At 36.3% G+C, this 22,318-nt stretch carries 16 protein-coding genes and 3 pseudogenes; 2 read left to right on the forward strand and 17 right to left on the reverse strand.

Going from position 1 to position 22,318, the window contains the following annotated elements:
* Positions 1–469: 469 nt before the first annotated feature.
* The 14 genes and pseudogenes from AC3ASS_RS09675 to AC3ASS_RS09740 all read right to left on the reverse strand — a co-directional run bounded on the left by AC3ASS_RS09675 (position 470) and on the right by AC3ASS_RS09740 (position 14,765).
* The gene (locus tag AC3ASS_RS09675) at positions 470–613 is read right to left on the reverse strand and encodes a hypothetical protein (protein WP_488283327.1); all 144 of its coding nucleotides are present in this window, start codon (positions 611–613) and stop codon (positions 470–472) included.
* A gap of 87 nt (positions 614–700) precedes the next feature.
* Positions 701–1,090 (reverse strand): annotated as a pseudogene (locus AC3ASS_RS09680) (DUF5367 family protein).
* A gap of 9 nt (positions 1,091–1,099) precedes the next feature.
* Positions 1,100–1,411, reverse strand: a pseudogene (locus AC3ASS_RS09685) (DUF5360 family protein); the annotation flags it as partial.
* Between the two features lie 68 nt (positions 1,412–1,479).
* Entirely contained in the window at positions 1,480–2,637 is a 1,158-nt protein-coding gene (locus tag AC3ASS_RS09690; RefSeq protein WP_488283328.1) for an erythromycin esterase family protein, read from the reverse strand.
* Positions 2,638–4,308, reverse strand: a complete 1,671-nt coding sequence (locus tag AC3ASS_RS09695) for a peptidase domain-containing ABC transporter (protein ID WP_488283339.1) — start codon at positions 4,306–4,308, stop codon at positions 2,638–2,640.
* 156 nt (positions 4,309–4,464) lie between these two features.
* Positions 4,465–4,802: pseudogene (locus tag AC3ASS_RS09700) on the reverse strand (cysteine peptidase family C39 domain-containing protein); the annotation flags it as partial.
* A 29-nt stretch (positions 4,803–4,831) separates the two neighbouring features.
* Positions 4,832–5,251: a lanthionine synthetase LanC family protein gene (locus AC3ASS_RS09705; RefSeq protein ID WP_488283329.1), complete on the reverse strand. Its 420-nt coding sequence runs from the start codon at positions 5,249–5,251 to the stop codon at positions 4,832–4,834.
* A gap of 222 nt (positions 5,252–5,473) precedes the next feature.
* Positions 5,474–5,662 carry a hypothetical protein gene (locus tag AC3ASS_RS09710; protein WP_488283330.1) on the reverse strand — a complete coding sequence of 63 codons (189 nt, stop codon included), beginning with the start codon at positions 5,660–5,662 and terminating at the stop codon, positions 5,474–5,476.
* A gap of 6 nt (positions 5,663–5,668) precedes the next feature.
* Entirely contained in the window at positions 5,669–5,824 is a 156-nt protein-coding gene (gene comX, locus AC3ASS_RS09715) for a competence pheromone ComX (protein ID WP_008881885.1), read from the reverse strand.
* A gap of 17 nt (positions 5,825–5,841) precedes the next feature.
* The gene (locus AC3ASS_RS09720) at positions 5,842–6,375 is read right to left on the reverse strand and encodes a class 1 isoprenoid biosynthesis enzyme (RefSeq protein WP_488283331.1); all 534 of its coding nucleotides are present in this window, start codon (positions 6,373–6,375) and stop codon (positions 5,842–5,844) included.
* 257 nt (positions 6,376–6,632) lie between these two features.
* The gene (locus AC3ASS_RS09725) at positions 6,633–7,934 is read right to left on the reverse strand and encodes a TIGR02679 family protein (protein WP_488283332.1); all 1,302 of its coding nucleotides are present in this window, start codon (positions 7,932–7,934) and stop codon (positions 6,633–6,635) included.
* Between the two features lie 15 nt (positions 7,935–7,949).
* Positions 7,950–12,101, reverse strand: a complete 4,152-nt coding sequence (locus AC3ASS_RS09730) for a TIGR02680 family protein (protein ID WP_488283333.1) — start codon at positions 12,099–12,101, stop codon at positions 7,950–7,952.
* On the reverse strand, positions 12,091–13,221 hold the full coding sequence (locus AC3ASS_RS09735; protein ID WP_488283340.1) for a TIGR02678 family protein: 1,131 nt from the start codon (positions 13,219–13,221) through the stop codon (positions 12,091–12,093). Before AC3ASS_RS09735 ends, AC3ASS_RS09730 begins: the two co-directional genes overlap by 11 nt.
* Positions 13,222–13,268: 47 nt before the next feature.
* On the reverse strand, positions 13,269–14,765 hold the full coding sequence (locus tag AC3ASS_RS09740; protein WP_488283334.1) for a TIGR02677 family protein: 1,497 nt from the start codon (positions 14,763–14,765) through the stop codon (positions 13,269–13,271).
* Positions 14,766–15,595: 830 nt separating this feature from the next.
* On the opposite strand from AC3ASS_RS09740, the gene AC3ASS_RS09745 reads away from it, so the two are divergent.
* Both AC3ASS_RS09745 and AC3ASS_RS09750 read left to right on the forward strand, forming a co-directional pair.
* On the forward strand, positions 15,596–15,925 hold the full coding sequence (locus tag AC3ASS_RS09745; RefSeq protein WP_488283335.1) for a transposase: 330 nt from the start codon (positions 15,596–15,598) through the stop codon (positions 15,923–15,925).
* A gap of 88 nt (positions 15,926–16,013) precedes the next feature.
* Positions 16,014–16,202, forward strand: coding sequence for an IS3 family transposase (locus AC3ASS_RS09750; RefSeq protein ID WP_488283341.1), 189 nt, complete (start codon positions 16,014–16,016; stop codon positions 16,200–16,202).
* Between the two features lie 268 nt (positions 16,203–16,470).
* Here the strand turns inward: AC3ASS_RS09750 and AC3ASS_RS09755 are convergent, their stop codons facing one another.
* The 3 genes from AC3ASS_RS09755 to AC3ASS_RS09765 all read right to left on the reverse strand — a co-directional run bounded on the left by AC3ASS_RS09755 (position 16,471) and on the right by AC3ASS_RS09765 (position 21,398).
* Complete coding sequence (locus AC3ASS_RS09755; RefSeq protein ID WP_488283336.1) at positions 16,471–18,345, reverse strand: UvrD-helicase domain-containing protein; 1,875 nt, start codon at positions 18,343–18,345, stop codon at positions 16,471–16,473.
* A 14-nt stretch (positions 18,346–18,359) separates the two neighbouring features.
* Positions 18,360–20,393: an ATP-dependent nuclease gene (locus tag AC3ASS_RS09760; RefSeq protein ID WP_488283337.1), complete on the reverse strand. Its 2,034-nt coding sequence runs from the start codon at positions 20,391–20,393 to the stop codon at positions 18,360–18,362.
* Between the two features lie 285 nt (positions 20,394–20,678).
* The gene (locus AC3ASS_RS09765) at positions 20,679–21,398 is read right to left on the reverse strand and encodes a hypothetical protein (protein WP_488283338.1); all 720 of its coding nucleotides are present in this window, start codon (positions 21,396–21,398) and stop codon (positions 20,679–20,681) included.
* Positions 21,399–22,318: the final 920 nt, after the last annotated feature.

Below are 22,318 nucleotides of genomic sequence, written 5' to 3' on the forward strand. Positions count from 1 at the left end.
ATCTATCCGCCTCATTTACTCGATATGACCTTCGACAGAAAGAGCTTTGTTTTGTTATGCAAACTCACTCAATCATACCTAGCCTTATATGAGGTTCGTGTTCCTCGGACCGGTGTTTTGCCTCCAGCTTCCTTCAGATTCCGCGTCACCACGGACACCCTTGCTCTTGGCTAACCTCTACTTCTGTCTTCGGGGTTCGGGACTTACACCCTATAGTTCATGTACATGCCGGGCGCACATAAAAAACCTTTACCATGTATGGTAAAGGTTTTACATACAAATAAAGACCTTTACCAACGGGTAAAGGTCTTGCTAACAACGTTAACGTTGCCAACAAAGCCGGGAGCGGCAAAACTCCGAAATGACGACTTTGTTGTAAAAGCTACTCCCCTTTAGGAGAACTATTCAACTGTCCAATTTTATCATAAAATAACCTATATGAATCTGTCAATTATTATTTTTACTAATATTATTGCCTGATTCGTTTATTATGTAGTAAAGGTTTTAAAAAATACAAATCTGAATGATCATCTAATTCATGCAATTGTATACTGTATGTATGATCTTTTAGCCAATTGATTTCAGAAGAAATATTATTTTTGCGGTGAAACATGTGTTTATCCCCTTGCTTTCATAATATTCCGTAGCATTACTGCCCCAAAGCCTGTAAAACGGCCAGACAAACATTTTAAACATTTTTTCATTTGTCACCTCCCTCTCGCTTTTTTAACGGAAGACCCGTTATCAAAATTAAACTGTACGCCCATAATAACCAAGAACCAAAATACCGATCGGATTGCACAGGTAAATTCGTAAACACATCTGGAAAGATCAACTAACACAACCGTATCAATGAACATGCCGGGAAGCGCGATAAACATAGCGGCTTTAAACGTTCCTCTTTTGTTAAGTCTTTAAGCTTGTACAGCGGATAGGTTAATAAAGCAATGATCGGAACAACAAGCAGATAGGACAAAAGAAGAAGTAAAGCGTTTTCTGGATGGAAGAAAAAATGGCCAAAAAACCGGAAAATGAGGGTTGCTCCTAACCAGACAAGAAATCCCCAAATAAGAAAATACACGATCAACACCCCTTTTTCTTAAATAAGGTCATAACCGCATTTCACCAACAATTTTGATCCATCATACCTTGACAGACGGTCCTTATTCTTTTCGGCAATAAAATCTTTAATAAAAAACAACGGGTAAATCATCAAATACAAATTGGCAGCCCACCAAGTGATGTCAAAATCTTTGCGAAAAACCAAAAATGCAATGGCTTGTAAGCCAGAACAAAAAGTCAAAACAAGGGAAATCAAAGCATAGTTCATCCACGCTGGATTATTTTTATTATATTGATATATGCTGTAAAGACCCGTTATAGAAATAAAAATATCTAACGGAAAAAATGAACCTCTCCCACCTTCATTCTGTTTAGAGGAAGGGAGACTTCTCGGGAAAAATGTTAAATTACTTTTCTCTATTCTTCAACGTCAAAGTAAGCTGGGGAAACATATTTAAAAAATAAAATCCCATCATATTGTTGTGCAGGTACAAAGGAAGTAGGCATTCCTCCGCCTTCATAGGCCCGCCACTTTTTCTGTGCCCAGTTTCCATTGCACTGAATAAAACTATTTTGATAAGGGGAATGGTCAAGAAGGCTTTCCAAATGTTTTTTATTCGTTTTTTTTATTGGATATTCCTTACCTGTATAATCCAACATTTTGCCTTCCTTTGCATACAACCCCAATACAAAACTTTTCTCCTTAATCGTTTGGGAGAGGTTTTCCACAAACGATTTATAGGCAGACAGGCGCTTGGCGGAAGTATTTTTGCTAATATGCATGTTATGTGCCCAAATGATAAATTTTTCATTTGGGTATATTTCCTGTGCTAAAAATTCTAGGTTTTTTGCCATTAATGCATCCCGATACTCAAAAAGTTTCGAGAAACTTTTTTCTAAAGTTGCTTTTAAGTAATTTACTCTATTTTCCATCGTACGGAGGACAATTTTATAAATCTTGCTGTCCGGAAAACAATGCTGTTTGAGTTCCTCAATCAATTCCATGCCCTTACTTTCCATCTCTTCCCTTATATTTTGGCGCATTGAACGCTTGATTTTCCGTTTATCGGCTGCAATCAAAACCTCGATCGCCCGCTTTTCAAAATCGATAAACTTCTGTTTGGTCGGACCCGTTAAATAAGACTCGAGGAATTCCGAAAACAAATTCTCCTTTTTTCCTTGATAAACATCCACACCAGTAAAATACAGCGGCCGCTCCTGCTTCATTTTTTTCATATAGTCAAATAATCCGAGGACAAATTCATTTTGCCACACACGCCCAATGGTACCCGCCATAAAACGTTTAGAATCAAGTTGATCAGACAGATAATCGCCGATCATACATGGCCCCAATTCGCTTTCAAAGGCAAGTACATGAAACCCCAATTCTTCATGAAGATATTTAATCAGGCTTACTTTTGCTTGACTGTATTCTTTGACGCAATGGCTGCTCTCCCCAAGGAAGACAAAGCGTTTATGTTCCAAAATCGGCTGAAGAAACTCAAAATGATAGCGGTCCATATCCCCTATATCGATACTTTGATTTTTGACTTCGTTTACAAATAAAGTAGTCATTTAAATTTCACCTTCCAAAACGGCGTCTAATTCCTCATTATTACTCTTTGAATAATAAAGATTGTAATAGAAGCCTTTCTTTTTCATTAACTCGTAGTGAGTCCCAGATTCAACTATTTTTCCATCATTCAGAACAATAATGCTATCCGCATCTTTAATTGTGCTTAAACGGTGCGCTATTATAATACGAGTACAATTCATTTCATTTAAATGTTTATCAATATTTTTCTCATTAATATTATCCAATGAACTTGTTGCCTCATCTAATATCAAAATAGCAGGTTTTTGTAGAATGGCTCTTGCTAACATAATTCTTTGTTTTTGGCCACCTGATATATTCATCGACATTTCAGAGACAGGTGTGTAGTAACCCATTGGCATAGCCATTATTTCGTCATGTATTTGGGCAATTTTCGAAGCTTCAATTACATCATCCATAGAAGGATTTTCCTCGTAAACTGAAATATTGTGAAGAATGGATTTGTTAAAAAGAGTGGCATCTTGAGGGACAACTCCAATTTTTCTCCGTAACCACTGCTTATCTATATCTTTTAAATTAACATTATCATAAAATATTTCACCTACATTTGGTTCATATAAACCTAATAACATCCGGGCCAGTGTACTTTTACCTGATCCTGATGGTCCAACAATCGCAACTTTTTGTCCTGCTTTTATTTCAAGACTGATATTTTTAAGTACGGGGCGACTATATTTTGTATAAGAAAAGCTAACATTTTCTAGTCTAATATTGCCTGAAAGTTTTTCTAGTTTTATAGCTTTCTCCGGTATTTTTTCTGTTGGAGCTTCCATTACATCATTTATCCTATGTAAATAAGTGTCCATCATTATCATGCTTTGTACTGTATCAACTAAAGAAGATACCAGTCCGAAAAAAGTCCCTGTTAATGAATAGAATGCTACCATTGTCCCAACAGTAATGTTTCCAAGTTGAACTTGGTGTAATGATAAAGCTAAAATTATTAAAGGAGCAGCCAGCTCCAAACTCACTATGCAAGCATTTATTTTATTAGAATAATATTCTTTTTTCTTAAATGCACTTAATAGATTTTTTAACAAGCGCTCCCACTGATTAAAAACTTGTCGTTCTACACCGGCCATTTTGATTCCAAAAATACCATATAATGTTTCAACTTGTGCATCTTGAAATTTAGCTTGTTCAGATAATTCCTCTTCGGAGCGCTGCTTAATCGCATTTTGTGTTAAGGTTAATAATAATACATTCAATAACCCAAATAAAATTACCCATCCTGTTAACCAAGGTGAATTTATTGCCATATATCCAAGTATGATAAGAATTAAAGTAGAATCTAAAAAACTCATGATGGTCTGTTGAGAAAAAAGTTCACGTATCATTATATGGGCATTTGCCCTGTATACTATATCTCCAAATGATCTCATTTGAAAGTACTGAAAAGGTAAATTAATTAAATGTTTAAAGAACCTGCTCATTAATTTCCAATCAATATGAACCCTTAAATTGGCTAAAAAACGGCCGCGTAAAAAATGGATTACTCCATTAATTAAAACCAGAAAAATAATACTGAGAAGAAAATTGTAAAAAAACTCGTAATGATTTAAGCCAACAATCTCATCTATTGCAAATTTTGTAAGTAAAGGCATTATTATAGTCAGTAATTGAATAAACATTGACCCAATTAATACTGAAAATAATAATTTAGGTTTCTCAAAGGCTATTTTTAGATATGGTAGCCAAACATTGTTCGGTTTCTTCCTTTTAAAATTATCGTTGGGTTTTAATTCCAAATAATAACCTGTGAAATGTTTATGAAACTCCTCTTTAGAATAAATGCATCGACCAATAGCAGGATCCAACACATGGTATCCCCTTTTATTTATTTTCTCTAATACTACATAATGAAAGTGATCCCAATAAACAATCACTGGCGAATCAACTTCAAATAAATCTTTTCTTTTGTAAACTTGTGTGTTAAACCCAATATTGGAAGCTATTTCGGAAAGGGATGCAACGAAACTCCATCACGACCGCCACCCATTCTCTCTTGTAATTCATGAAAGCTGACATAACTCTTATAATAAGCAACAATCATCGACAAGCAACAAAAGGCACAATCAGTTTGTGCAATTTGTCTTTTAAGCGGTACTCTTCTTTTTGTTTTCATTAATATATTCCTCCATATAATTCCTCCTATTAATGATTTAACTGAAGAGTTAAAACTGATGGAACAATTTCCGGGTAAGCAAGCCTTAAAAAACCATAACCTATTCCTGCTTGTCCAAGCATTAAGCCCAGATTTTTTGTACCGGAGGGAGTTCCATACTTTAAGTTTCCATATGTTATATCTGAAGCAATATATTCTCCGATTTTTAATGCCGTCTCTTTCATTTCTTCATTTTTGAACTTGCTAGATGCTAATAGGAACAAATCTAAATTACCTAAATCCCCATGACATAGACAATGGGTACCCCCGAAACCACTTTTTAATGTTTGCCTAATTGCAATTTCAATATCATTTTTTAAATCATGGCTATTATAATATTCACTCATCATAATTCTGCTCATTCCAATGCCAGCAGCTCCATTAAATAAGCACGGTGGCCGATTTGTCATCCGGCCGCAGACGAAGCAAAAAAATGCTTAAACTAACAGCGAATAGAAAAAAACCCATCGGCAAGGCGATATAATACAGCCATTGTTCCGTTCCATGCGATTTATAGTCAACCGTCAATGTTTGGATTTGATTTTCTCTCTGAATCGTTATTGTTTTCGCTTGTTCAATTGTTTTGTATTTTCGGACAGTAAAATGGGAGAGCGGGGGCTTTCCGTCCACTTTCAGCACTTGATCATTAATATGAATGCCATTTTTTTTGCCCAACCAAACTCGTAAATATCGCTTACAACAATATCACCGTTCTTATTTTTCTCTACATCCATGCCGATCAATGGATGCTTCACATTGAAAATGGTTAAATATAGTGCCACAATCGCAGCTACGCTTATCACGGTAATCGTTCGTCTCATCGCTCTCTACTTCCAATATCCAAGGGGGGTAACGGATTGGCTAAATACCTTTATTATCGCTTGAACTTCGAGTTCATCTAAACCTACTAAGCTTACTGTACCACTTTTTAATTTTTCAATAACCTCTGGATTTTCCATTAAAAAACGAATCATTTCTTGCATATTTACTCCCTCCGAAATTATAAAATTATCATTTTTAGTGCGGATTTGTACCTATCGTTTACATCCAGTTTCTCGATTTCTTGCAAAGCCTTTTCCTTGTAAATCTGGCTCATCACTTTTGCATAGTAAAACGCTCCTTCCTGTTCCATTTGCTGAATCACTTTTTCCTTTTGGACATAAAGCTCATTGTAATCAACATGATTGCTAAAATACTGTTTCAGTAAGTTATCCCGTTTACTTGTTAGCATGTACAAAATCGGAAGCGACTTCTTCTTCGCTTTGATGTCGTTCTTCTCATCCCAACGATACAACGCATCCATATCATTGTCGATTTGTGCAGCAATTCCTATATCATTGGCATACTTTTCAATGATGACAGTGTTTTTTTCAGCATCTGCTAATGCAGTTCCGACGAAACACGCCATTGCTACTAAAGAACCTGATTTTTTCTTCACCATTTCTATATACTCCGCTTCCGTCTGTATGTCATATGTGACATCCATATACTGCCCGTTTACGCTTTCTGTAATTGAGTCTGATTTGCTCAACAATTCACAAATTATTAATAAAGTCTATACAAATTGGGTAAAGTTAACAAAATGGCTTGACGATTCCATGCGGCCATCTCAAGAGCATAAAAAAATCCACTTTCTCTCATCTCGAGCGAAAGCAGATTTTGCTTCTTCAGGTAATCGATTACGCTTTGGCTAGCTTTCCAAACCTTTAAGAATTCATTGTCACTGTAGTTCTACATTAGCGAACAGTACCTGGCACAGTTCGCTAAACGAATGGGAACAGAAATTGCAAATCAATGTTTGTAGTAATCGCTCATATGGCGATAAATATCTTCATAAAGCTTTATCAGGATTTCTTCTTGATACCCCGCTTTTTTCATTTTCCGTATTTTCTCTTTGACCGGCTGCAATTCTTCTAACGTAACGGATTCTAATTTCACTACTCGGTCTTCCGACAGCAAAACTTCTGGTGATGATGCCAAGTAATCTTCTAATTGGAAATGCCATAAATGAATATGCTCTTGATTCCGCTCCTTTAATCGCTGCGCCATTTTTAATCCTTCAGGATCGAAATCTCCTGAATAATAAATATGACATCCTTCTTTGATGAGCAAGTCTATTAAAATCAGTGACGCCAGTTTAAATTGCCCGTTTGTACAAATCATCGGCGGAAAATCGTCAAGAAAAAAATCCAACAAAGCCGAAAAAACGCCAGAGTTCTCAACGACAAATACGGTTTGCCCCTTTTCCGGATATGCACGCTTTAACTTTAATATTTCACGCAATGGCACATTGAGTACCGAATTTGTTTTTACAGCAGAAGAAAACACAGGATGAATTCCCTGTTCCGCTTCCGCCAAAATACCCGCGCACGTCACAAAGTTTAATATCTCTTCCCGTAAAATACCGAATGATTGAAGGAGCTCATTAACTTCCTCAACTGAGGATAAGTCATAATCTTGATCAGAATAAAATTGAAGTGCATGAAGAAATACTTTTCCTTGAAACGTATGCAAATCAAATGCGTGCGGGTCTTTTAACACTTTTTGCGAAAAAATCGAAAGGCGTTCATATTCACCTTTTTTCGGCAAATGGTGAAGTGCCGTGCACACATTCTTTAACACTGTTTCCAAATTTTCCCAATCTTGTGAATAGGCGATATGAATAAATCGGTTTTGGGGAGCCGCTTCAGCTAAAGAAGACAGCAACCTCGCTTGTTCAGGATATTGATGAATAAGGATTTGAAAAAATTCCTCTTTTTTCTTCCGATCTGTTTCCTTCTTCTCTTGATTGGTGGTGATGTCTTCACCAAAATAACTCTCAAGTAATGTAACGAACGGTATACCGGCAAAGCGCGTTTTCTCTAATTGTTCGGTAAATATCTTCAATGAAACTGAAGGAGAAGTTTCTTGATGAAGATCCTTCCCAAAAAAAGCTCCGATCGCTTCTTTTTCTTCAAATGAAAAACCGTCTAATTTGACCGTTCCTCCAACTCTCCCGAGTGATTGGTATTTCTTTTTCATTAGCAAAAAAAGACGGTGAAAACCAGGTTCACCGCGAAAAAACGCAACAGCTTCCGCTATTTTTTGTTCCAACAAAAACCATCCTCTCTATATGGATGATGCTAAAGTAAATTCTTCATCCGGATTTGTCGCAAGTCGTTTCACCTTTCCGTCCCAATGATAACGTATAACCGTTACGAACGGAGCATTTTTCGGGCGGACTAATTCACATATAGAAAGCGCTGGTACCGTATCATAGTCTCCCCAAAGTGCTTGTGAGTTCATGATATAGTTGAAACCAAGCTCTTCGACTAACGCGAACATATCACGTATGTTGTTTTCATCCACGCCGGCAAACGCTTCATCTAACGAAATAATATATGGAGCATCCTCTGCCGCCTCTTGATAACGTGAATATGCCGCAGCAAAAAGTGGAATATACATCGCCATAGCCTTTTCTCCGCCGCTAAATTTATAAAACTTTTGGTTTGTTAATTCCCGCTTCGGTTCATTTGTTTTTTGGTAATAAAGGGTAAACGAGAACCACTTTCGGTAATCGAGCACTTCTTTAATGACTTGGTGCAGCGTATTGCCTTGCCCACGTTCTTCAAGCATTTCTCTCGCCCGATTTATTTTTGAGCGGAAATGAAGCGTAACCCGCTGTAAGTCTTCTTCCTTCAAAAGCCGCGAATTCATTCGCAACAATTCGACTAAATCTTTCGTGTCCATTTCTTCTTCGGTTTCCGCTGTTTTCGGCTTCCATTGAATTGAAAATGTCAGACCGGAAGAAGTATCACGTTTTTCCATTAAAGCGTTCATATCTTTTACCCAGCGTTCAGCACGCTGTATGCGGCTTCGCAATATTCGTCCGATCGTTTTCAAAATAATGTCTTCGTACAATTCGCGATCCTGTTCGTTAATATATTCTTTTTGCAGCAAAATATCTTTTTCAATCTCTTCTAACACATAATATGGTGTGACGCGTTGACCTTTATAATCAAGCAAAATGATGATACGTCCTGCTTTTTCCTTCCAATCGTTCGCTTTCAGCTCCGCTTCTTCATCTAACGAAAACTGGATAAAAGGATCTTGTTTGCTCCATTTCGCAGGTTCCTGTGTCGGCCGATATTCGATTAAATTTGGTAGTTCTTTGAAAAATATTCGGTTTAATTGGTCATTGACAAAAGATCGTGTATTCTCTTTTAATACAGAATCAAATTTCTTGGTAATAGCCATTGCTTTGTGCAAAAGCGAACCTGTTTTATTCTCGTCAATAAACACTAGTCCTCGTTCCAATTCTTGTGAAAACAGCTCTTCCCATGCTTGGGCAAGAACCTTTGCAAATTCCAGTTTTCTCTCTAAACTACTTAACTTGCTTTCCATGTTTGAAAGCTGATTCCTTATACCTTCTTGCTTCTTAATTTTCTCAGGAATTTCCGTTGTTAAAAACGTTAATCGTTCCCGAATCCGTTGAATCTCTTGACGAATATGTTCCGCTCCCATTTTCGTTAACATCGATTCGATATGCTCAAGTTCAAGTGATACCCGTTGTTGTTGATCAAGAAGAACGTTGATTTCACCTTTCGCATCGTCTATTTCGCTTTGTACCGTTTCAATCTGATCTTTTAAATTTTTGATCATTTCACTGGTGTTGACGATGTTTCCATGCGTAATTTGTATCTCATTTAACTCTTTCAAATATGTTCTCATAAATGACAAAGCATCTTCGTACCCTTTTTTTGAAAATTCCAGGTCAAGTCCTTCTGTCTTACTGCGTAAAGTATGTTTGATTTGTTGCCACTTTCGAGCAATTTGCCCTAATTTTTCATTTTTCTTTTCTGTTTCTTTTTCTTTACTCTCTACTTTGAGTTTCGTTTCCTTCCACTGGTCATAGGAATATTTAACATTTTGGTCTGTTGGAAACGATTGAAACCCTTCCCTAATGTGGCGGATTCGTTGTTCCACTGCCGCGAGCTGCTCTCGTTTTTCTTTAAGTTGAGTGTTTAAATGCCATAATTCTTCCTCAAATTGCTGAATTTTTTCAAGACGCAGCCGCTTCCGTGCAGCTCGTCCAATATATTTCGCCTTTTCCCTTTCGGGGGCATGTCCTTTTAATAGTCCAAGGGAATATTGTCCGGCTTCGTTAATGACAAAATATTCGTTTCCTTGCTGTTCGTCCGATACGATTATACTTCGTAATACCGCTTCAATTTTTTCTTTAGAAACACCACTGTCATTCTCTAAATCAGGTTTTAAATAATCCGCCAGCGTATGTGCCATCATTGCTGGGTTTGGCGTAATCACTCGATCATATTGGATATCTAATTCCGCTTCCACAATTAAAGCGTCGAGCAATCCAGCATGATTTAATGTAGATTCGATCCGTTCCCGTAACTCTTCGGACACTTGCTCTTGAAACTCCACCGCCGCATAAAACGGAACAAAAGGTATTCCTTTTTCTTTTAGCGACGCCCTTGTTTGCACCGTTTGCATGTCTCGTTCTGGTTCTGGATCTTTTTGTTCCTTCCAATAGCGCAATTTTTCTTCCGTTTCACGGATTTCATTTTCTAGCAATTTCATTTCATGTTGTTGTTTAATTTTTTCTGCTTTCCACTTTTCGATCGATTGATAATATTGATCTGTAAACGGTTGTTTCACTTCTTCAAAATGATAGCGCTCATAAAGCTCATTCAACCGCTGCAAAAATACTTGAAACGTTTCGTCATCCGCCTTTATATCTGGAAACATTTTGCTCCATTCGAACACATTTTCCTGCAAACGTGATTTTTCATCTTCAAACAGCTCGTGCCATTTTTTCTCTTCATTCTTTAGTTGATCTAATTCACGGTTTAATTCGCCGAGCTCTTTATACGTTTCTTCATAACGGATTTGAATGTCATCATGTTCCTTCCATAGACTGTTAATTTGCTCCAACCTTTCAAAATGCGCACTAGCTTCCCGTTTCCATACGGTAAAATCAAATTCATGTTCTCGATTCCGCTGAAAATCCTCTTCGTTGATTGTATGCTCTGAAAAAGAGCTTTCTAACGCATCGCTCCGCATCATATCTAACTGTTCTACTAGCTTTTTCGATAACTGATGGAAACGTTCTTCATACGTGTTTAAGTTTTGTTCGATTTTCCGTTCTTGCTCCCGTTTTTCCTCTACAAACCTTTCTTTCTTTTTGATCTGATCATTTATATTTTTCAGATGTTTCTCTGTTTCATTCCGCTTTTCTTCCGTCTGAAACACTTCATGATTTGATAAATCAAGTTCCATTTTACGCAGTACTTCTTGTTCATTCGTTAATTGTTGGATCTCTGCTTTCAATGTTGTTTGCATGTCCTCATATTCTCGCTGCTGCTTTTCTAACTGCTCTTTTTCTTCCTTCAACTTTTTAAAGCTTTTTTCCGATTTTAAATATTCATTCGCTTTTTCAGCCAACATATATTCATTATAAGTCGAATAGTGCTGGCAAAGTTTCTTGAGAGCTTGCTCGTCTTTTTCAAGTTGTTCTAACTGTTGTTTTGCCTGATCCATGTTTTCTATCGTTTCTGACAAGTGTCGCAGCTCTTCATCGGTAAGTGCCGGCAGCGAGCTTTCTAATATTTCGTAGATCACGGTTGGTTTAAAATCTTTTGAAAGCTTCGGACTGCGTAATTGAATGAGTAATTCAATCAGTTCGTGGAACGCATCCAAGGACTCGAATCGGAAAATATGTTTATTCACTAACTCCATATATTCACTTTGCGAATCAACAACCGTTCCACCCTCACTAATAACATTGATTAACTCCCGTTTGGTTAAAGGGATTTTTTGCGTTTCTCCACCTGTCTTTTCTATTTTATATAAACGCAAGTCTTTTCCGATGCGTCGATTGTCAAAAATGACAAATCCCCAAAAATCCATTTTTTTCTGCCTTTTAGCCCGTAAACCAATGCCTGTAGTGATAAATTGGTCAGAGTTTTTCCTCTTATACTCTAAAAATAAATAACCTGTTCGTTCGTCCCTGTCGACGACTTCTTTTTCCCCTAGCAAATAATCTTCCATCCTTCTGGCACGAGAACCGAACGGATCGAGTCGGTCAGGACTCTTTTTTCCATCAAGTAAAACAGGGAGAAAACTTTGCATCGTCACTGATTTGCCGGATCCATTGCTACCGCGCAATAAAAGCTTTCCGTCTGCAAAATGAAAATATTCTTCATCATAATACCAAAAATTTAACAGTCCCGCGCGATGTAACTCCCATTTATTCGTCATTTTCATTCGTTCCTTTCGTTAGAAAATCATCAGGATATGTTCCGATTAATCTTCCTAAAAGCGGGTATAAAATAATCATCCCAGTCTCCTTTTCTTGTTCGGCCATTTTCCAATCCTTTAAAGCATTCATTACCTCATTAGAAAGTTGAGCAATTGTCATGTCGCGGTATGTTTTGCTCCAACCTTCAGAAAATTCGTCACGACATTTTTTTAATAACCCTAAAAAATCATTTGGTGTTAAGTGGATTTTTCCGTACTCATCAGGCATGTATACTTCAAGATGCTGGCGAACAATGTTAGAAAAATGAAGAATAATCTCTGAAGTACCTTTTTGATCTGGAAACAGCGTATATCGGCTTTGTCGTTCTGGTAAAGTTAAAAGTGCCGCATTTTTATAAAGTTCATAGCGAAAATCAGTGTGTTTTTCAATATCTTCACGCAAGCGATGACGAAAGTTTCTTAAGTAATAAAAGTCTGGGTCGTCTTTTTGCATGCGATAAATGACCGGCGATAGAAAAAGTTGACGATAAATGCGATGTCGGCGATAATCTTGCGGAGATGCTTTCCATTCTTCTTCTAAAATTTCCTCTATTGTTTCATATTGAAAAAGATCTTTTGGATACGATCTCATAAAATAGCGGGATACAACAGGGACTTCATAGAGCGCTTCATGATCTTCTTTACTTGCAAACCCTTCAAGATCCCCGTCGACACGTTTTACGATACCGATTTGTTCAGACGTCTTGAGCACGCGAATGAGCGATTTCCGATGCTGATAACTCGTCCAATCGATTGGCAGTTCCCCTGGATACAGCGCTTGAATCTCTTCGCATAAATCGGACAGAAGAAATTTCTCATCTACGGCTTTGCTTTCTAAATATGCTAGCAAGCAGCAAAATAAGGCATAATCTAACATATCTTGAAATTCTTGAATACCCATCCAAGATTCAGGCTCAGCAGGGATTTTCTCGAGCTTAGCAAAATAGCGGTGAACGATCAGTCTGTATCCAAACTTTTCTTGCAAGTAACGTTTCAACACTTTTTCCCGCTCTCTAATCTTTTGATAAAGCTCCGGTTGGTCTTCCCGCACAATCCAGAAGTTTTCAAACAGGGCAGTCATAGCTTCTTTCGCTTTTTCATCAAACCCTTGCTCTGTCTTTTCCAACGTTACATCTCTCCCTTTTCGAGGACATAAAGTTCATAATTCGGCATCGTAAGTATTCCGTCAGCAGCTTTCAATTGAATCGAGGATGAATCTTTTTGCATGACCTTCACCTTCCAACCGTTTTCCGTTTTTACGACACCGTCTTGTTTTGTCATCGATTTTGCTATCCAGCTTAACAATGTTTTTCGAATGTGCGGTTCGATCACCGGCAGTTCACGCAAAATAATTTTGTTGTCTTGAATGAGACTCTCTAACTCTTCTTTCTCACGTTTTTTCTCCAGCAAAAATTTCTCCATCATCTCCTGTTTTTCTCTTTCACGGGTTTCGATTGCTTCAGGTTTTGTCTTTTCACGGTAATGGCGAACGCGAGGCTTTACCGTCCATTCTGTCGGCTCTTCTTCCCAAATATCGCGATAAAAGTTTTCTGTTGCATCGTTTTCTGTTATGAGATGCTTCGTATGAAAACATCCGAAAACAACAGAGGATAGCCGGTGGGCATCTTCTAAACTCGGAAGCTCGGAAAACCACTTTGCTAAATGGAGAAAATCTTTCTTGCGGCTGCGGAAATTGTGATGACGTTCCCCCAGCCTTTGCACAACCCGGGTCATGCGGCGTATTGCTTCATTCGTTTGATGCTGAAGAAAATACAATTCACTCTCCCGACCGTCTCTGCCTAAAAACCATTCTTTTAAACCTTTCCATTTTTCGAACAAATCTTCCTCGAGTTGTTCTTTCGAAACTTTCATTTCTTCTAATCTCGGAATCGTCATTTGATAATCAGCAACAGTCGCAGCAAGTTTGCGAACATCATCTTCTGCGATATCTTCCAGCAACTTTTCAATTTTTAATGATGTTTTCTGTAAGGCGACGATGAAATCGCGTAAATATGTCGTAAATTTTTCTTTATATACAAGAAACGCTTCCGACATCATTCGTTCTTCCGTGTTCTCACTGTTGAGGTAAGCGATGTAATCCGCAGAATTTTGAATGATTTTTTTGAAATAATCGAACGTTTCTTCCCAAATTTGATTAATCTCTTCACGTTTTTCTTTAAAATCATTTTGTATAATATTTTCTATTCGAACGAGTGAAGAATATAAGCGGTCAAACCGCGTTTTTTCCAAAGACCCTCCGAATGAATCCCCCAGCTTTTCTAACGTGCGGATCATCCGCTCAATTTCGACCGTGTAAGGACTGCATTGATAACGAAACCGTTTCTTTTTAAATTCTTCGATTGTGCGGATATTCACCGTCTCTTGCCTGGCAATTAAGTTTTTCCATTTGACAAGCTGATCTAAATCCTGCTGCAGATCGTCTTCTGTATATTTCCGAAACTCCTCATGCTTTTTTAAAAACTCAAATACTTCTTCAGGAAACAAATATTGCCGCATTCGTTCATGCTGCATATAAAAATATCTTAAAATCGCCCGATAGCGATATGCATTATCCGTTGCCAAATACTTTGCTTCTGAAATTGGCTTCAGCCATGAAGAATCCATTACGCATCACCTTATGAATTATGTTTCATCCCTATTGTAATAGATTTAAAGAGAAGATTGGGTGAAAATTACCGAAAATTTGTAAAACCAAGGGGGTATAACCAACCAAAATAAATCCCCTTATTGAAGACAGAAAAAAGAAAGCACATCTGTCAATTATAAGGGTATCATATCAAATCGAGAGGCTTTATGTTTCTTAAATTCTACCAAACTCGACAATCTCCTGGATTTTTCTAAGCACAACTTATAAATCATGTACTCACCATTATTCGTCGATACCTTATATCATTGGTGGTTGTTATTATTAAGTTCAATCACTTCTGAAGAGGAATGTTTTCAGAGAATCCTTTGATGGCACAGTTGTGTGCCTATAGTCAAAAATTTACTTCGGGGCGTGCCAGGTGTATTTCGCAATTAAAATGAACCACTTCGCAACAATAATTGAGCCATCTGGTTTTAGTTATTTTCACAAACTTTAGTAGGTTATTATTGATAGTATTATGGCTTGACATGGAGCCTCTACGGGCATGACTTACCTGCGAAAGCCTGCGACTGTAAAGGATTTTCGCAAACAAACAAATGTATCATGCCCGCCTCTCCATGTAAAGCCAACCGAGATCTGGTGGATGATATATTCACAAACTATGAGCGGCTCAGCTTTAAGTTGCGAAGTGGCTCACTTTTCATGTGCTATAAACATAAAAGGGATATCTACTCTTTTCCCTGTCTTATGATCTTCGTACCAGAAATGTGATGTTAGTCTAAAAAGTAGACACAGAGAACAGAGAGATTATAATAAACTTAATTACAATCGGTTCGAGATGTCAATCATGAAAAAGAGAACATTTGATCAAGAATACAAGATTCAAGCGGTTGAGTTATGCTTGGAGGGGGACAAGTCCATCGCCCAAGTCGCAAAAGAACTAGGTTTGCTTACAACACGCTTCATCGTTGGGTCAAAGAATACAAAGAAAGCAATGGAACGTGTAGGTTCAGGCAACATCAAGCCACAAAATCAAGAAATCATTGAATTACGCCATCGTAATGAAGAATTGGAGGAGGAATTAGCGATCTTAAAAAAGGCGTTAGGCATCTTCACCAGAAACCAGAAGTCATTTACGCCTTCATTTTTCAACACCGAAATGAATTTCTTGTTGTGAAGATGTGTCAAGTGTTCGGTGTTTCCAAAAGTGGGGATTACGCCTGGCTTAGGCGGGCGAAAAGTAAACAGAAAGAACAAAAGAACAACTGACTCAACAGATTCGAAAGGAGTATCTAAAGTCCCGTAAGATTTACGAAAGTCCGAAAATTACGCAAGAACTACGCAAACAAGGGATTCGTGTATCTCAAAAGACGGTCGCTCGCATCATGAACGAAGAAGGCTTGAGATCCATTACCGTTCGTAAATTCAAAGCCACTACGAACAGTAACCATTAAAAAACAGGAATTTCTAATTAATCCGATGAGTTAATTCGAATGAGAGTAGGAGATTGTATGCTGGAATAAAGAAAGAGAGCCGACCGACATTACAGTACAGTACAACTCTCTTTTCCTTGTATCTTATTAAATCGAACGGCGGCAGCACTATGTCAATTGTTTCATTATTGGAGCGACTCTTTGAATTTTCAAAAAGGTGCTTCAATGCATTGGACAGGTAGTTATGTTGGAAAATTAATTTGAACTAATATAAATTCCGGTGGGCGATTTAACGTTGATTGGCTGTTTGGTAGTCAAAAATACTGACAAGCCCCGAGTTTATCAAAGCTTCATGTAATTTGTTAATTTTGTTGTGCTCCTGATCCCTATTATTTTTTATCGATTCTCTAACACGTGAAAACGTAAAATCAATTCTCTTTTTAGCCCTAGATACTGCTACAAAAAACGTACAATTATCTTCATCAGTTTGTGTATCATAACTAAAAAATGCCTCGTCTTCTAAGCCTATGAGAAATACAACTTCATATTCAAGCCCTTTGCTTTTGTGAATTGTCATAATAGGAATGGTATTTTTCCCCTCAAAACACTCTATAGCTTCTATCCAATCCTTATTTAGTGTGTATTCATTCCATAAAAACTTTGAGGTTCGATTAATTAATTCCCTAAAATACTTTTCCTGATTATACTGCTGGTAAACGGCTTTTATTTTTTCATATCCCCAAAAGTCTATGATTTCATTCAATAATTCTAAGAAATCGATTTCTTCATTTTGAACAGAAAACTCCATTAACTTTTTCTTACAGGTTGATACCAATGTATCTAGAGATTTGTATAGTTCACCTATATTTTCAAACTCATCTTGTTCATCTAAACCATGTATTAAAAATGAAAATTCGGTTAGAAACAACCATTTGTCTGGGTTACGTTCATTTGCTAAATATAAAACACTTAAAAGGAGTTTAACTATATCTTCCTTCAATAACTCTTGAAACTCTCCTTCATCTCTTGAGCGAATATTTAATTCAGTCAACTTATTCTGAATTTTATTAGTATAAATAGGTAAACTCCGTTTCACGAGAATAACAATCTCACGCGGATCAACATTAGATTGAATTAAATTTTTTATTTCATTAGCTATTATCTCTGACTCTTGATCACAATCATCGAAATAATATAAATTAGCTTCCCCATCTTGGGAATCCCACCTATCATTAGGTTGAATTTGAACTTTATCTTTTTTTAATAGTGGATATAAAGATGTTTGAAGCTGAATTAATCTCGGGGCGGAACGATGATTCATTAAAAGCTCTTTTTCAGTACATTTAAAATCACGTTTAAAAGCTTCAAATATGTCTGTTTTTGCTCCTGCCCAAACCATAATTCTTTGTTTGCTATCACCTACTGCAATAAGTTTAGCTTTTGAATGTAAGAAGCATGTCCTTACTAGTTGATACTGGATAGATGTAGTGTCCTGAAATTCATCTAAAAAAACATGACTATATGTAGCATTTAACGCTTTTAAAATCAAAGGATTAGTTCTGATTAAATACTCAGCTAAAATTGAAATCATTGAAAAAGTTACTTGTGACTTCCCTGTTTCATTATCATTTAATAAGTCGTACCACAAGTTTTTAAGTGTCTGATCCTTATGGGGCAAAGAAATCTCTTTTTTTATTGTCGTATGTATCAATTTGTTCAATTTCGATTTTTTATAATGAATCGTATCTGGAAAGTGTTTGATAAATACTTTTTGCAATAGTTCATCATCTGCAATTTCATAATCTTGTGAAGGTCTATATTCTTCTGGAATTGCTAATCGAAACCGATCAATAATAAATTTAGCAAAACTATCAAAGGTCATTGAATCGAATCTTTTGGCAAGTTCTTTTCCACAACGCTTTTCCACTCTCTCAGCCAAATTAGATTTTGCATCTTTTTTAAAACTAATAGCCAAAAATTTCATTGGATAGGGACATGTATTAGTTTGTAATAAATAGCATGCTTTTTGTGCTAATAACTCGGTTTTTCCTGCACCCGGTCCAGCTACAACAAGCAAGTTTTTATTAGACACAACAGCTTCTAATGCAGCCTCTTCTAAGCATACTCCTTCTGGTTTCCAATCAGCAGGATTCACAAACTTCATATAAAACCTCCCTCCTATTCCTCTATTTTTTTCACAATGGCATCTATAAGACGTTCTAAAGGCTTAGGTAATTGTAATTTGGAGAAATCTAGTTTTTCAAGAGCTCGCATATGAGTTACAGGTTTACTTTTTGATAAAAAAAAGTAGTTATACCAAATCATTAGTTGTTTTTGAGCCGTACTATAAGTTCTTCCGTCCCCTCCATTTTGTTTTAATGTTGTACGTATATCAGAAGTTAATCGTTCTTGATATTCTCGGGAACTATAATCTTCATCACTAAGGTCAGCTATTTTCTTAGTTACATTATTAATTTTTAATCTAGGTCCCTCGTTTGTATCTAAAGAGTCTATATATTCCTTATAGTATTTTTCAAGCAACATAAAGTCTAAATCTAATGGATAGGAAAAATAAACGTTGTTATCTTCTAATAACCGAACCCATGGATTAACTATTTCATCCTTGTAACCTTTCAATTTTTCTATTTGTTCCAAGTCCTCATTAAAAAAATCCGTTTCACCTTCAATGGTTAACAGCTTTTCTTTGGGAAATCCGTTCTCAATTAATTGTTCTATTGCGTATTTAATTCTTCCCCATCCACCACCTTGCCTTTCACGATCAAAATCAAGGAGTGTTATATGTGGGATGTCTAAATCTTTTAATAACTTCCAAAAATAATTAACATGTCGTCCGCCAAGTGGAACAATTGATATACCTTGGACATCAATATCACGTCCCAGAGAAGCTAATATTTTCTTAATAACATATTCTTCACTATCACCTTCACCTAATATAACAAGTTTAGCGAAATACAACTCCGGATAAGCCTCAACTGCACCTTTGACATACTTAAAGCAGTCATATTCTTTTTCAGGTAATTTTATTTCTTTTATTACAGATGATTGTCTCTTATTACATATCCTAAAATGGCGAATGCTCTTACAGTCTACTCGTTTTATAATTGCTGGCGAGTGTGAGGTCAAAATGGTTTGAGCATTTTCTTTTGTCGAAATGTCAATTAAGTTTTTCACAACTTTTCCGAGCAAATGAGGAGCAATATGATTTTCAGGTTCTTCGACTGCCACGATTGTTAAAACGGGTGGAATTATGTTAAAAGAGCGTTGATTTTCCCCCATTTCAGAAAGTGCTTTGTTTTCAATTTCCAATAAAGAATTTACCAGCGACAAATAAAATAAAGATCGTAATCCGTCCCCAAGTTCATTTACACTATAATCTCGTTCAGTTTCTGTAGGAAAAAATTTAAGCTCCACTCTTTTCAGAATCGTTTCCATGTCAGTACTGTTAAATGTTAAAGCGGCTTGATTATATCGATTATCTCCATGATATTTATTCCAGTATTGTTGTATCGCTGATTTAAGAGTATTAATACCTTTTTCATTGTTGAAAAGGTTATCTAATTCAGCAGTCTTTTGTCTTATATTATCAACTGTTCCCTCTGTCCAGTTAATTCCATTCAAAATACGATACAATATAGATCCTGAAACATTTTTCAGTTGTTCATTTGGATCACGCAAAGCGGGAACATAAATACACTTAATATTTGACAAAATTGCTTTCGTAGCCCGTTTCTTATGTTGCTCTTCGATTTCACTATCTTCTGATACAGTAACAAAATAAATTTGGCTATCTATATTACCTTCAATACTATTCCCTCTTTCCCAAGTAGCTTCTAATCGAATTCGTATATAAGGATATTTACCAACATCCTCTACTACAAAGTTTTCAAAAAACGTTGGAATGCTATATGTTATAAAACCATGATTATCTTGTAATTCTGGAAACTCAAACACTGCTTCGATAAATAATTCGCATCTATCCATTTCATCTGGTTTTTTATCAAAAGGCAAATGAAAATCTGAACGTGTCAATGAGTTATTTCCTTCACCAAATAATTTCAACAATGCATGAATAAGAGCTGTCTTCCCAGAACTATTATTCCCAATAAAAGTAGTCAACTTATCAAAGCGCACAACTGTTTCTTCATCACCAAATGAGCGAAAATTTTTTATCTTTAATTTTGTTAACTGCATCCAAAATACCCTCCAAAAAACAATAATTAAGCGTATGTAACCAGCGAACAACATTCGGGTGGTGACAGGCATCTTAATAGGCACCTTAATAACTTCTATACATCCATACCAGCGCCTGCCACTGTTCACACACGGAAGCCAACAATCTTTTCAAGCCCGCTGGCGTGGTAGCAATCATGGAGTGTTCTCCGTAAACATATGTAATCATGAAAATACACCCAATCAATGAATTCCTTATAATCTAATTAATTATTTTGCTTATGTATATGTCATCTCAGATTAACTTTATTTGGAGTTTAAAGCCGTATAATCTGCTCGAAAGTATACTTTAAATTCATTGACTTTAAAGTTGTATTCTTTCAGTAACTTAATCAATAAATTACGAATGGAATTGCTGCTCATGTTCGTTTCCACATATATTTTGTTCGATACCTTCTCTGGTTTACGGAGAAGGCGAGGATCGATAGAGAAATATTTATTTTTCTTTCCATTCATATAATCAACGTTTTCAAAGCTCAAAAACTTTTCTTCATCAATAGAGATTAAAAATTCACACGTTTTTACAAGCATTTCTTTCCATGTTTTCACTTTTACGATATGATGTTCATTGATTTTAAACCCGTACGGCCGGATATGGGTCAAGTTCTCATATAGCGTATGCTCGACATTAGAATCTACTTCATACTGTGAATAGTTACGAGCAGGATTTTTCGTCGTTTCATATTCATCACTTTCGTCAGAATTAAAATCCATATTGTCTACATCAAGCTGATTAATGATTTCCTCTAACTTCGTCTCAAATTGATGGAATGTCTCCGCCATATTCATATACGCTCTACTTTTATCAAAATTCCGCTCGATATATGCTTGGGACATTTTTTGATTCATTGCGTTCATCACATCATTAATTGTCTCTTTCACAAGAACGAGGCTCTCAGCTAAGTTAATCGCTTCTTCTGGAAAATCTTGTTTTAACGCAATCAGCAATTCATCCAATTTCATCATTTTTTTCCTCCTCGTCTCGATAATTTTTAGTTTTCGTTAATCTCATCCTGCTTAGATTGTAGAATGATGTAAATAATTGTACTTGATATAAACGATTGTTTTTAATATCGAATTGAATCGATATGTTTCTCAGGATGAAAAGGCCTTTTCTTTTATCCTATATTATTTTTACAAAAAAATTTGTCAAATCATGTCATAAAAACCAAAAAGACAGAGGCTATGACAACTTCTGTCTTTAATGGTTTATTATCTGCTTATCGCCCGTAGTATAAATTGATTTACATCTTTTTCTGGTCCAATGAATTCAATGTTCGTACCGATTTCTTCAAAATGCCTACAGACGAAGTTAATTTTTGCTTATTCTTCTGGTTTCCACTTTGATTCCTTCTGACTAACCGAAATGGGCCTGTCAACTTTTCTTGACGCTGTGCAAAACACCTTAACAGTAACAATTTTCTATCTTAAATGTTCAAGAATTTACAGCACCCTTAAAAATGGATTCCCTAAGTCATTTGTATTTTCCGCTGCGAATTTTCTCATTTCTTCAATACAGCAAGTGTAATCTTTATTAATTACTTGTTAAAGCGTATCAATTTTACGTAACTCCGTGGTGATATATCCTTCTGGCACATATGGAGACCAGAACATGTAAATACGATTCGGAAAGTCTTTTAATAATAATTCGGCGTACTCTTTTTGCACTTCGTGTTTTTGTTTAATTTTCTCAACAGTTGTATGTAAACCGCGTATGTGTGTTGTCACTTCACATAAATACGTTGTAATAGAGGGAAAAAATTTGGCTCTCTGTCAATTGTGGTGGTGTAAATATTTCCAATACTCTCTCTTTGGAAGGAATGTAGGTTAACCTACATTCCTTCTGATAAGTTGACGCCACAAGATCTTTTTTCGTAATCGCTCAA

This window comes from Bacillus sp. JST-5 (assembly GCF_057747715.1).